The organism is Roseococcus pinisoli, from assembly GCF_018413645.1.
Lineage (GTDB): Bacteria > Pseudomonadota > Alphaproteobacteria > Acetobacterales > Acetobacteraceae > Roseococcus > Roseococcus pinisoli.
Genome location: NZ_JAHCDA010000006.1, coordinates 60824 through 72810, shown reverse-complemented (window position 1 = coordinate 72810; position 11987 = coordinate 60824). Strand labels below are relative to the sequence as shown.

Below are 11987 nucleotides of genomic sequence, written 5' to 3'. Positions count from 1 at the left end.
GGGGCTTTCGCCCCCTCGCCGTCTCAGCGGCGCTTGAGCGCGCTGAGGTCGCGTACCGCGCCCTTGGCCGCGCTGCTCGCCAGCGCGCCATAGGCCTTCAGCGCCGTCGTCACATTGCGCTTGCGCTTCTCGGCCGGCTGCCAGGCGGCGTCGCCCTTGGCTTCCATGGCCGCGCGGCGCTCGGCCATCACCTCGTCGGAGACGGCGAGGTTGATGCTGCGCGAAGGGATGTCGATCTCGATCAGGTCGCCATCCTCCACGAGGCCGATGGGGCCGCCCTCGGCCGCTTCCGGCGAGAGGTGGCCGATCGAGAGGCCGGAGGAACCGCCCGAGAAGCGCCCGTCGGTCACCAGCGCGCAGACCTTCCCGAGGCCCTTCGACTTCAGGTAGCTGGTGGGATACAGCATCTCCTGCATGCCCGGGCCGCCGCGCGGCCCCTCGTAGCGCACCACCACCACGTCGCCGGCCTTCACCGCGCCGCCGAGGATGCCCTCGACCGCCGCGTCCTGGCTCTCGAAGACGCGCGCGGGGCCGGTGAACTTCAGGATCGCCGCATCCACGCCCGCCGTCTTCACGATGCTGCCATCGGCCGCGATGTTGCCGTAGAGCACCGCGAGGCCGCCATCCTTCGAGAAGGCGTGCTCCATGTCGCGGATCACGCCGTTCTCGCGGTCCATGTCGACCTCTTCCCAGCGCTCGGACTGCGAGAAGGCTACCTGGGTCGGCACGCCGCCGGGCGCGGCGCAGAAGAAGTTCGGCACCTTCGGGTCCTGCGTGCGGCGGACGTCCCAGCTCTCCAACGCCTCGGCCAGCGTCGGCGCGTCCACGCGGCTGACGGTGGTGTCGATCAGCCCGCCGCGCTCCAGCTCGCCCAGGATGCTCATGATGCCGCCGGCATGGTGAACGTCCTCGACATGCACGTCGGCGACCGAGGGCGCGACCTTGCACAGCACCGGCACGCGGCGCGAGAGCCGGTCGATATCGGCCATCGAGAACTCGACCTCGCCCTCATGCGCGGCCGCCAGCAGATGCAGCACCGTGTTGGTGGAGCCGCCCATGGCGATGTCCAGCGTCATCGCGTTCTCGAAGGCCGCGACGGTCGCGATGTTGCGCGGCAGGACCGAGAAGTCCTCCGTCTCGTAATGGCGGCGGGTGATCTCGACGATGCGCCGGCCGGCCTCCAGGAAAAGCTCCTTGCGGTCGGAATGCGTCGCCAGGACGGTGCCGTTGCCGGGCAGCGCCAGGCCCAGCGCCTCGGTCAGGCAGTTCATCGAATTGGCGGTGAACATGCCCGAGCAGGAGCCGCAGGTCGGGCAGGCCGAGCGCTCCATGGCCTCGACCTCCTCGTCGGTGACGCTGCTGTCGGCCGCGACGATCATGGCGTCGATCAGGTCCACCTTCCGCTTCTTGCCGCGGTGGATGACCTTGCCGGCCTCCATCGGGCCGCCGGAGACGAAGATGGTGGGGATGTTGAGGCGCATCGCGGCCATCAGCATGCCCGGCGTGATCTTGTCGCAGTTGGAGATGCAGACCAGCGCGTCGGCGCAATGCGCATTCACCATGTACTCGACCGCATCGGCGATGAGCTCGCGCGAGGGCAGGCTGTACAACATGCCGTCATGGCCCATGGCGATGCCGTCATCCACCGCGATGGTGTTGAATTCCTTGGCGACGCCGCCGGCCTTCTCGATCTCCCGCGCGACGAGCTGGCCGAGGTCCTTGAGATGGACATGGCCCGGGACGAATTGGGTAAAGCTGTTGGCAATGGCGATGATGGGCTTGCCGAAGTCGCCGTCCTTCATGCCGGTGGCGCGCCAGAGGCCACGGGCGCCGGCCATGTTGCGGCCATGGGTGGTGGTGCGCGAACGGTACTGGGGCATGAGGTTGAAGTCCTGTCGTGCGTCGTTCTTGGATCAGCCGCACAGATTAGCCATTTCCGGCCGCCAGGGCTATCCGGCCGGCGCCAGGACCATCCCCCCTTCGGGCAGGGCAACTCGTTGAAAACGAGTCGCAAAAACTCGGTCGAGCTCGGGCGAATTCAGCACCTCGGCCGGCCCGGCCTCCGTCACCGCCCGGCCGGCCTCCATCAGCAGCAGGCGGTCGCACCAGCGCGCGGCGAGGTTGAGGTCGTGCACCACCACGGCCACGGCGGCCCCGCCATCGGCCAGCTTCCGCAGCCGGGCCATCAGCGCCGCCGCCTGGCCGACGTCGAGCGCCGCCGCGGGCTCGTCGGCCAGGACCACCGGCGGGTCGGGCGCGAGGACCGCGGCGGTCAGCGCCCGCGCGCGCTCCCCGCCCGAAAGGGTGGACCAATGCCGCTTCAGGAGCGCGCCCAGGTCGAAATGCCCGGCCAGAACCTCCAGCGTCGGCGCGCCGCGCCCGGCACGGTCGAGGCCGAGGCGCAGCAGCTCGTCCACGCGGTAGTCCCAATGCGGCTCGAAATGCTGCGGCAGATGGCCGATCAGCGCCGCCCGCTCGCGGCGCGGCCAGGCGGCGAGCGGCCGGCCCATCAGCATCACCTCGCCCGCCTGGGGCGCCAGCTGGCCGACCAGCAGCTTGCCCAGCGTGGATTTCCCCGCGCCGTTGGGTCCGATCACGCCGAGCACCCGCCCGCGCTCCAACGCCGTCGAGACGCCCTGCACCAGCGGCGTGCCGCCGGCGGAAAAGGCGAGCCCCTTGCCCTCCAGCGCCACCTCAGCCACGCCGCACCTCCCGCGCCAGGATGAGCAGGAAGAAGGGCCCGCCGATCAGCGCCGTGACGAGGCCGAGCGGGATCTCGGCCGGCGGCAGCACCGCGCGCGCCAGCCCGTCGCAGAGCATCACGAGCCCCGCCCCGATCGCGGCCGCGCGCGGCATCAGGCCGCGATGCAGGGGCCCATGCCGCCAGCGCGCGATATGCGGCGCCATCAGCCCCACGAAGCCGACCAGCCCGCCCCAGACGGTCGAGACCGCGACGATGAAGGCCGCCGCCAGCACCGCCAGCGCCACGAAGCGGCGCACCGGCAGGCCGAAGCTTTCCGCCACGCCCTCGCCCAGCCCCAGCAGGTCCAGCCCGCGCGCCAGGGACTGCGCCAGGACCACCGCTCCGCCGGTCAGGGCAACCAGCAGGGCGAGCTCCCGCCAGGAGGGCGTCTGCACACCGCCCAGCGCCCAGGAGAGCACGGCCTGCAGGCTCACCGTCTCGTCCGACAAGGCGAGCATGAGGAAGGAGCGCATCGCCGCCAGCACCGCCGCGACGGCCACGCCCGCCAGCAGCAGCGCAGCGATGGAGCTCCGCCCCGTCATCCGCGCCATGGCCAGCACCAGCCAGGTCGCGCCCCAGGCGCCGAGGAAGGCCAGCAGCGGCAGGGCCAGCGTCGCGGAAAAGGGCAGCACGACCAGCAGGGCCACCGTCGCGCCCACCGCCGCGCCCCCCGCGCTGCCGAGCAGATAGGGCTCCGCCAGCGGGTTGCGGAACACGCCCTGGAAGATCGCCCCGCCCAGCGCCAGCAACGCGCCGACGCAACCCGCCGCTAGTACGCGCGGCAGGCGCCATTGCAGGACCAGGTGCGACATGGGGCTCGACGGATCGGCGACCAGCGCGAGGAATTCGGCCGGGCTCAGCATCTCGGCGCCCAGCAGCAGCCCGGCCACGAGCCCGATCGCCGGCAGCAGGAAGATCACGCGGGAAAGGCCTCCGGATGCAGGATGCGCGCGACGCTCTCCACCCCGTTCACCGCGCGCGGCCCGGGGATCAGCAGCTCGGCACGGGAGACGACATGCACGCGCGCCTGGCGGACCGCCGCGATGCCGTCGAAGCCGGGGCGCCGCGCCACTTCGGCCGCCTGGTCGGGCCGGCCGGCAACGAGATAGACGTCCGGATCCGCGCGCAGGATCGCCTCGCCCGAAACCTGGGCAGGCCCGGCGGCGGGCAGTGGCGGGAGGGCGGGGATGCCGCCTGCGCGGATCAGGATGTCCATCGTGTAGGTGTCCGGCCGCGGCGTGCCATAGGCGCCGCGCCCCGTCGAGGAGGTCTCCAGGAAGACACGGACGGGGGGCCGTCCGGCCAGCCGCGCCGACACCGCCGCAAGGCGCGCGGGCAGGCCCCGCAGCAGCTCTGCCGCCCGTTCCTCCGTGTCCGTGGCGCGGGCCAGCAGGTCGATATTGGCGAAGATGCGCGGCAGGTCGCTGTGCAGGACGACGAGGCAGGGGATGCCGAGGCGCGACAGCGGTTCGATCAGCAGATGCGCCGCCTGCCGCGCCGGCGTCATCACCACCAGATCGGGCTCCAGCCGCGCGATGGCCTCGGCCGAGAAGCCGAGGCGCCCGCCCACCTTGGGCAGGTTCACGACCTCGGGCGGGAAGCGCGTATAGGCCTCGATCCCCACGAGGCGGGGCACGAGGCCGAGCGAGGCCAGCATCTCCACATTCGAGGCGAAGATGCCGACGATGCGCCGGGGCGGGGCGGGAATGGCAACACCCCGCCCCAGCCCGTCCTCCAGCAGGCGCGGCCAGCCCTCCGCGCGCGCCGCTCCCGCCAGGGGCAGGAAGGGCGCGGCGAGGAGGATCCGGCGCCGCATCTCAGAAGGTGAACCGCACGCCGCCGATGAACTCCCGCCCCGGCGCCGAATTGCCGCGGCCGCCATTGGCGAAGCGCGAATCCCCGAGGAAGGGATTGGACGCCGTGGCGATGAAGAGCGGGTGGTAATTCTCGTTGAGCAGATTGTTGATCGCCCCGAAGACGCGGACGTTCGGCGCCCGCTCCGGCAGGGGCTGGAAGCTGCCACGAAGGTTCAGCACCCAGAAGGCGCCCTTGCGGTGGACGTAGTCGCGGAAGGGCTCGGCCTGCGGGATCAGCAGGTTCTCCTCCGTGTTGTAGTAGACGGGGCCGCGCAGGATGCCCTGCAGGGTCACGTCCCAGCGATCCTGTCCGACGGTGGTGCTGATCCCGGCCTGGTAGCGGTACATGCGCTCCACGTTGCGGGTATTGGCCGTCCGCGACGCGCCGTCGTCGCGCATGTCGAAGTTCCAGGAGGCATTGGCATTCGCCCGCCAGCGGAAGCTCTCGATGCCCAGGTGCCGGGCCAGATCCGCTTCGAGCTGCACCTCCAGCCCGCGGACCACGATGTCGCCCGGGTTGTTCGTGTAGTCGCTGGTGGTGCTGTCGCGCGGGCGCACCCGGGTGATGATGCGGTCCGAGATGGTGTTCTGGAAGAGCGCGAGATCGGCCCGGAAGCCCGAGCGGAAATAGGCCGCGCCGACCTCGTATTGCAGGTTGGTCTCGGGCTTCAGGTTGGCGTTGCCGAAGGTGCGGCCGCCGCCGAGCGCGGTGAAGTCGGCGGCGAGCTCCGTCGCCGTCGGCGCGCGGAAGCCCGTCGAGGCATTGGCGCGCAGCGCGACCGAGGTGATCGGCCGGTAGGAGGCGCCGACCGACCAGGTGGTCGCGTCGTAGTCCCGGGCGCCGGAGCGCTGCAGCGGCAGGTTGGGCGTGGGGTCGAAGGCCGTGTTGCCCCAGGTCTGCCGGACGCCGGCGCGCAGGGTCACGCGATCTTCGAAGAGCTGCTGCGAGAGCTCGGCGTAGAGGCCGGCATTCATGTCCGTCTGGTTGTTGTCCAGCGGCGCCACCTGCCCCGTCGGCCCGCCGGGCAGGCCGATGCGGTTGCGCGTGGAGCGCAGCACCGAGCGCTCGAGGTCGAGGCCCACCAGGATCTCGGCGCCCTGCCAGAGCCGCATCGAGGGCTGCAGGCGCATGCCGAGGATATCGAGCACGCGGCGGTTGTCGTCGCGGTCGGTGCCGGGCACGGGCAGGCCCGCCGCGCTGCGCTGGATGGGCGAGCGCCAGCGCAGGTTGTCGATGTCCCGCACCGCATAGCCCTGGAGGTTCCAGCGGAAGCGGGAATCCGCCGTCGCGCCCTCGAGGGTGATGTCCGCCGAATGGTTCGTGCGGTCCTCGTGGTTGGTGGTGTTCCAGGCCGAGCCGGTGAAGCCCGTATTATAGGTCCCGTCGGTCCGCGCGCTGATGCCGATGCGGCCGATATTGGTCTCGACGCCGAGCGCCGCCGCGCCGCCGGCCCGGTTCCACTCGGTGCCCTGGATGGTCGGCCCGTCGCCGCCGGCGCGATAGCTGTCGCGGCGGCCGCCGGAGAGGCCGACATACATGTCGCCGGCGCGGACGTTGTAGGCGGCCGAGCCCTCGGGCGCGACGGGCGCGTCGCGGAAGCTCATGCCGTAGCGCAGCCGCCCTTCGATGAGGCCCCAGGAGCCGACGCTGGTTTCGGCGAGGCCGCCCGGGGAGGAGCGGCCGTCGCGCATGATGAGGTTGATGACGCCGCCCATCGCCTGGCTGCCATAGACCACGCTGGCCGGCCCGCGGATGATCTCGATGCGCTCCACCTCGGCAGGGCTGAGCTTGGAGAGGTTGGCGGTGCCAGCCCGGCGCCCGTTCACCAGCACCAGCACCTGCGAGCGGAAGTCGCGCCCCTGGCCGTCGGAGGAGCCGCCGCGGATGTTGATGCTGGTCTGGCCCGGCGTCCATTCACTGAAGAAGCCGACCGCGTTCTCGGCCAGCAGGTCCGTCATGTTGCGCGCGGTGCTGCGGCGGATCGTCTCCTGGTCGATGACCTGGACGGTGCCGGCGAGGCTGGAGCGCGGCTCGGGACGGCCCGTGGCGGTCACCACCATCTCGTCCAGCGTGAGGGGGAGGCGGACCTCCTGCGCCTGCGCGGCGGCGAGGGGAAGGAAGGCGGCACTGGCCAGCAGAAGGCGACGCATCAGGCGAGATCCCAGATCAGAAGGGCGGAGAGTTTGGGGGCGGAAAGCTCGAAGCCGCCGTCGGGCAGCGGCTTCAGCGCGGTGCGCAGGTGGTCTTCCAGCGCGTCGCGCCGATCGTCGTCGGCACCCAGGCGAAGCTGCATCGCGCAATGCGCGAAGGCCTCCGCGGGCGAGGCGAAACGGGCGGAGAAGGTCCAGGGGAAGATCGCGCTGCGGCTGGGCTGCCGCTGCGGGCCCAGCGCGGCCAGGATGGCGGCGACGGCGGGGCGTTCGTCCTCCCGATGCAGATGGGCGGGCAACGCGCCGGAGAGGCACCAGCGCTTCGGCCCGCGCTGCGCCGGGACGATCCAGGCCACGGCGCGCGTGGCGCAGAAGCGCATCAGGCCCAGCAGCCGCTCCGGCGCCTCCTGCGGGCCGGAAGTATTGGCCGCGATGGCGATATCGACCTGCGGCAGCGGCGGCAGCTCCTGCCAATAGGCGTCGACCGGACGCAGCCCCGGGTGGCTGATGCGCGAGAGACGGCCGAGCCGCGCGCGCAGGTAGCGGCTGGGCTCGACGGCGAGCCAGCGCGTCCCCGGCTCGACCCAGCCCAGCATGGGGTGCCCCGCGCCGGCCCCGAGGTCGAGCAGGCTCTCCGGCCGGCCCAGGGCGGCGGTAAGCGCGGCCGAGGCCTGCGCGCCGTAATCGGAGCGGTCCATGCCGCGCGCGTAGAAGCGCGCCGCCCGATCGGGCCAGACGGGCTGGACAGGGGCGGGCTCGACGGTCCCGGGGCCACGCATCAGGTCACCTGCCCCGGTGCACCCCGCCCGGATCCTCGTCTGGTTGCGACCGCCTTGCGGCGGATCGGCAATGGCAGGTCTCCTGGCTCGCGGATCATCGATGCGGGCCCAGCCTTCCCACGGCTCGCGCCGCAGTGGCCCGCCCCGGAGCTTCGGGGCGGAAGGGCCAGCGTCTCCACGCTGACAGTTGCGGGGGCAGCTGCCGACTGGTCCGCTTCGGGGAGGATTCCCCTGGCAGACGCACGGCATTCCCTTTTCACCCGCTCGCGCGGGACCATTGCGGCTCCCATCTAGGCAAGGCCCGCCGCAGCCGGCAAGCCGGGGATATCGATTCTCGCGCCTCTCATCTCGATATGTTATGATATAACATTATTGACGCCTACCGCCTGGGAGACCCAGCTTGCATGAACCCCTGATCGGCCAGCTGCAGGTCTGCGCCCCCTGCACCCACCCGGACCGCGAGAAGCGCGGCCCGGTGAAGGCGGGGGAGCTCTTCGCCACGCGCCTCGCCGGCGAGGTCGCGGCTCGGCCGGAGCTCGCGGGGCTGCGCGTGGTGGCAACGCCCTGCATCGGCAATTGTGCCGCGCGCTGCCGCGTCTCCCTCGCGGGGGCGGGGCGGTGGAGCTGGCTGATCGGCGGGCTGGACCCGGACGCGCCCACGAACGACCTGCTGGACTTCACCCGCCATTGGCTGAAGGCGCCGGACGGCTTCGTCGGCAAGGACGACCGCCCCAAGCCGCTGCGCCCGCTGCTCCTGGGGCGGGTGCCCCCGCCCGAGCTGCCGGAGCTCAGGGAGCCGGCGGCTTCCACGGGCTGACCGCGCCGCCCGCGACCAGCAGCCCCTCGCCCGGCCTCGGTACCAGCGCGAGCCATTGCCGCGGCGCCTGACGGAGCAGCGTCCCGGCCAGCGCCGCAATGGGCCCGCCATGCGCCACGGCCAGCACCGTGGTATCGGCCGGCAGCCCCTCCCACCAGTCGAGGACCCGCGCCGCCAGCTCGGCCGTCGTCTCGCCGCCGCCCGGCCGGAAGCTATCCGGCGCGTCGATCATGCCGTCCATCGCATTGCCCGTGGCGTGCCAGATGGCGTTCCAACCCAGGCCTTCCCAGCTGCCGAAATCGCGCTCGGCCAGGCGGGGCTCGATCTCCAGCCTTTCGCCGGCCAGCAGCCCGCCGAGCCACCGCGCGCGGCGGGCCGGCGAGGCAAGAACGCGGTCGAAATCCCTGGCGAGCCCGGAAGCGGCCAGCCCTTGCGCCTGCGCGCGTCCGGCGCGGCTCAGCCCGACGTCGCTGCGGCCGTAGCAGCGGCCCGCCCAATGCGGCGCGACCTCGGTGTGGCGCAGCAGCAGCGCGCGCCTCATCGCTCCATCGCAAAAGCAAGCGTCGCGAGGACGATGCCGACATAGCCGGCCGCGCCGATCGCATCGCCCGTGCTGCCGCCCAGCCGCCGGCGCAGCAGCGCGCGGTACCAGAGCAGGAAGGCCCCACCGAGCGCCAGCGCGACGGCCATGGCCCGCGCATCGGCGAAGGCGCCCAGCAGCAGGGCCGGAGCGGCCAGCAGCGCGGCCAGGCCCACGCCCTTCCAACTGGCCGAGGGCGCGACGCTGGCGCCGAGGCCATCGCGCCCCGGCACCGGCGGCACCGCGGCCATCACCACCAACATCAGCAGCCGCCCCAGCGCCCCCGAGACGACGAGGACGATCATCGCCTGGGCGGGATCGGGCATCGCCATCAGCCCGCCCGCGCGCAGGGCGACGCCGAAGCCCAGGCCCAGGGCCCCAAAGGCGCCGATGCGGCTGTCCTTCAGGATGCGCAGCACATCCTCCGGCGTCCGTCCGCCACCCAGCCCGTCGCAGAGATCGGCCAGGGCATCCTCGTGCAGCGCGCCGGTCAGCCGCGCCTCGATGACCAGCGCCAGGATCACCGCCAGCGCGAAGGGCAGGACCAGATCGGCCAGCGCGAGCGCCAAGGCCGTCAGCGCGCCGATGCCCGCACCGACCAGCGGGAAGAGCAGCAACGCGCGCCGGATCTCGCGGGAGAAATCCTCGGCCGTCGCGGCGCCGCCCGGCACCGGCAGGCGCGTGAGGAACTGGATGGCGGTCGCGGCCGCCCGCATCATCCGCCCGTGACCTCGGCCAGCGTCGCGACGTCCCGCAGCAGGCTCCCGGCGGCGTCGAGCATGGGCAGCAGCAGCAGCGCGCCCGTGCCCTCGCCCAGCCGCATCTCCCAGTCCAGAAAGGGCTCGAGGCCGAGGCGTTCCAGCACCAGCGCATGGCCCGGCTCGGCGCTGCGATGCGCGGCGATGCAGGCCTCCATGGCGGCGGGGTCCAGCGCCTGGGCCACCAGCGCCCCAGCGCCGACGATGAAGCCGTCCAGCACCACGGTGAGGCCACGCCGCGCCGCCTCGGCGATACAGCCGGCGATGGCGGCGATCTCGAAGCCCGCCACCGCGGCGATGGCCGTACGCGGATCCTTCAGGGCTCGCGCACGCGCCACGGCCTCCGTCACCACGGCCTGCTTGCGGGCCAAGCTCTCCGCCGTCGCGCCTGCGCCGGGGCCGATGACCCGGGCAGGCTCCACCCGCGCCAGGAGGGCAGCGAGGCAGGCGGCCGGGGTGGTGTTGCCGATGCCCATCTCGCCCAGCGCCAGCACGCGAACGCCTGCCGCGTCGGCCTCCGCTGCGGCGCGGGCACCGACGGCCAGCGCGGCCTCGAATTCCGGCGCGCTCATCGCCGGCCCCTGCGCGAGATTGGCCGTGCCGCGCGCCACGCGCCAATCGCGATAGGCCTCGCCCGACAGGCCCTCGGCCTTAGAGCCGGCATCCACCAGCACCATCTCCGCGCCCGCCCCGCGCGCCAGCGCGGCCGAGCCGGCGCGGCCCTCCAGCATCAGGCGCATCATCGCGGTGGTGACGCTGTCCGGCCAAAGCCCCACGCCCTCGGCCACCACCCCGTGGTCACCCGCGAAGACGATCAGCCGGCGCGGCGCGGCCGAAGGGTCGACGCGACCTTGCGTCTCGGCAAGGCGGATGGCCAGCCGCTCCAGCCGGCCCAGGCTGCCCGGCGGCTTGGCCAGGGAATCGAGCCGCGCGCGGGTGGCCTCGGCGATGGTCATGGCGTGGGCTCCGCGAGGGCGATAGCGTGGAAGAAGCTGCCGCTGACGTGGCCCCGCCGGCCGCCGGCCGGGCCGATCTCCCGCCCCTCGCCGTCCTGGAGCAGCGCGAGCGCCGCGTCCTCGCCCGGCTGCGTGACGGTGGCGTAGTGGAATTCGTGCCCGCGCAGCACCGTGCCGGCGCGCCCGAGCACGCCGTCGGCGAGCAACCGCGCCTGGCGATAGCCGAGGTTCATTTTCCGTCGCGCGAAGCTGGTGGAATGGCCGAGCAGCCCGGCCATGGCGTGGCGCTCCCCGCCGGCGTCCTCGATGCCCTCGCCCAGCACCATGTGGCCGCCGCACTCGCCATGCACCGGTCGCGTCTGCGCGAAACGGCGCAGCCCTTCCAGGAACCGCGTCGCGCCGGAGAGGCGTCCGGCATGCAGCTCGGGATAGCCGCCGGGCAGCCAGCAGGCATCGGCGCTCTCCGGCGGCGCCTCGTCCGCCAGGGGCGAGAAGGGCAGCAGCTCGGCGCCCGCGCGGCGCCAGGCGGCCAGCACATGCGGGTAGGTGAAGCTGAAGGCCGCGTCCCGGGCGAGGGCGATGCGCTGGCCGGGCGGCGGCAGGGCCAGCCCGTCCATCCCGCCCGGCGCGACGCCGAGCGGCGCGGCCAGCCTCTGCACCGCCTCGAGGTCGACGTGCTGCGCGATGTGCTCGCCCAGCGCCGCCATGGCCGCCTCCAGCGCCGGATGCTCCTCCGCCTGCACGAGGCCGAGGTGCCGCTCCGGCAGCGCCGGCGGCGCATTGCGCGGAATGGCGCCGAGGACGGGAATGCCCAGCGGCGCCGCCGCGTCGTTCACCATGCGCAGGTGGCGCGCGCTGCCCACGCGGTTCCAGACGACGCCGCCGATGCGCACCGCCGGATCATGCGTGGCGAAGCCGCGCAGCAGGGCGGCATGGCTCTGGCTCGCGCCCGACACGTCGACCACGAGCAGGACGGGCAGGCCGAGGCGCGCCGCGAGGTCGGCCCCCGCGCCGCTGCGTCCGGGCGGGGCGTTGATGCCGTCGAAGAGGCCCATGGCGCCCTCCACCAGCAGCAGCCCGGCCTCGCGGGTCGCCTCGGCGATCAGCGCATCCACCAAGGCGGGCGGCATGGCCCAGGAATCCAGGTTCACCCCGGGCCGGCCGGTCGCTGCCGCGTGGAAGGCGGTATCGATATAGTCCGGCCCCGCCTTGGCGGCGTTCACGGCCACGCCGCGGGCGCGCAGCGCCGCCAGCAGGCCGAGCGTCAGGGTCGTCTTGCCCGAGCCGGAACGCGGCGCCGAGATGATGAGGCCGCGCGCCATCAGGCCCTCGCGTGACGTGGGGCCG

At 73.1% G+C, this 11987-nt stretch carries 11 protein-coding genes and 1 riboswitch; of the genes, 1 reads left to right on the top strand and 10 read right to left on the bottom strand.

The genetic code is table 11. The features are described from left to right. Window positions 1-23: 23 nt before the first annotated feature. From ilvD to KHU32_RS22430, 6 genes are all read right to left on the bottom strand, one after another. Window positions 24-1880 carry a dihydroxy-acid dehydratase gene (ilvD, locus tag KHU32_RS22455; protein WP_213672425.1) on the bottom strand — a complete coding sequence of 619 codons (1857 nt, stop codon included), beginning with the start codon at window positions 1878-1880 and terminating at the stop codon, window positions 24-26. Between the two features lie 69 nt (window positions 1881-1949). Beyond that, entirely contained in the window at window positions 1950-2702 is a 753-nt protein-coding gene (locus tag KHU32_RS22450) for an ABC transporter ATP-binding protein (protein WP_213672424.1), read from the bottom strand. After that, window positions 2695-3663 carry a FecCD family ABC transporter permease gene (locus KHU32_RS22445; RefSeq protein WP_347265589.1) on the bottom strand — a complete coding sequence of 323 codons (969 nt, stop codon included), beginning with the start codon at window positions 3661-3663 and terminating at the stop codon, window positions 2695-2697. Before KHU32_RS22445 ends, KHU32_RS22450 begins: the two co-directional genes overlap by 8 nt. Further along, a complete protein-coding gene (locus KHU32_RS22440) occupies window positions 3660-4559 on the bottom strand; it encodes an ABC transporter substrate-binding protein (protein WP_213672423.1) in 900 nt (299 codons plus the stop codon). The genes KHU32_RS22445 and KHU32_RS22440 overlap by 4 nt, the downstream gene beginning before the upstream one ends. A gap of 1 nt (window position 4560) precedes the next feature. Then, a complete protein-coding gene (locus KHU32_RS22435; RefSeq protein ID WP_213672422.1) occupies window positions 4561-6750 on the bottom strand; it encodes a TonB-dependent receptor in 2190 nt (729 codons plus the stop codon). After that, window positions 6750-7529 (bottom strand): hypothetical protein, encoded by a 780-nt coding sequence (locus KHU32_RS22430; RefSeq protein WP_213672421.1) that lies wholly within the window; start codon window positions 7527-7529, stop codon window positions 6750-6752. The genes KHU32_RS22435 and KHU32_RS22430 overlap by 1 nt, the downstream gene beginning before the upstream one ends. Window positions 7530-7584: 55 nt before the next feature. Further along, window positions 7585-7823: riboswitch (cobalamin riboswitch) on the bottom strand. 106 nt (window positions 7824-7929) lie between these two features. On the opposite strand from KHU32_RS22430, the gene KHU32_RS22425 reads away from it, so the two are divergent. Beyond that, window positions 7930-8346 carry a DUF1636 family protein gene (locus KHU32_RS22425; RefSeq protein ID WP_213672420.1) on the top strand — a complete coding sequence of 139 codons (417 nt, stop codon included), beginning with the start codon at window positions 7930-7932 and terminating at the stop codon, window positions 8344-8346. Here the strand turns inward: KHU32_RS22425 and KHU32_RS22420 are convergent. Genes KHU32_RS22420 through KHU32_RS22405 form a run of 4 tightly spaced genes read right to left on the bottom strand, consistent with a single transcriptional unit; the run spans window position 8318 to window position 11962 of the window. Beyond that, window positions 8318-8887, bottom strand: coding sequence for a histidine phosphatase family protein (locus KHU32_RS22420; protein ID WP_213672419.1), 570 nt, complete (start codon window positions 8885-8887; stop codon window positions 8318-8320). The two genes, KHU32_RS22425 and KHU32_RS22420, sit on opposite strands and share 29 nt — an antisense overlap. Continuing rightward, window positions 8884-9645: an adenosylcobinamide-GDP ribazoletransferase gene (gene cobS / locus KHU32_RS22415; protein ID WP_213672418.1), complete on the bottom strand. Its 762-nt coding sequence runs from the start codon at window positions 9643-9645 to the stop codon at window positions 8884-8886. Before cobS ends, KHU32_RS22420 begins: the two co-directional genes overlap by 4 nt. Beyond that, a complete protein-coding gene (gene cobT, locus KHU32_RS22410) occupies window positions 9642-10640 on the bottom strand; it encodes a nicotinate-nucleotide--dimethylbenzimidazole phosphoribosyltransferase (protein WP_213672417.1) in 999 nt (332 codons plus the stop codon). The genes cobS and cobT overlap by 4 nt, the downstream gene beginning before the upstream one ends. Beyond that, window positions 10637-11962 (bottom strand): cobyrinate a,c-diamide synthase, encoded by a 1326-nt coding sequence (locus KHU32_RS22405; protein WP_213672416.1) that lies wholly within the window; start codon window positions 11960-11962, stop codon window positions 10637-10639. Before KHU32_RS22405 ends, cobT begins: the two co-directional genes overlap by 4 nt. Between the last annotated feature and the right edge of the window lie 25 nt (window positions 11963-11987).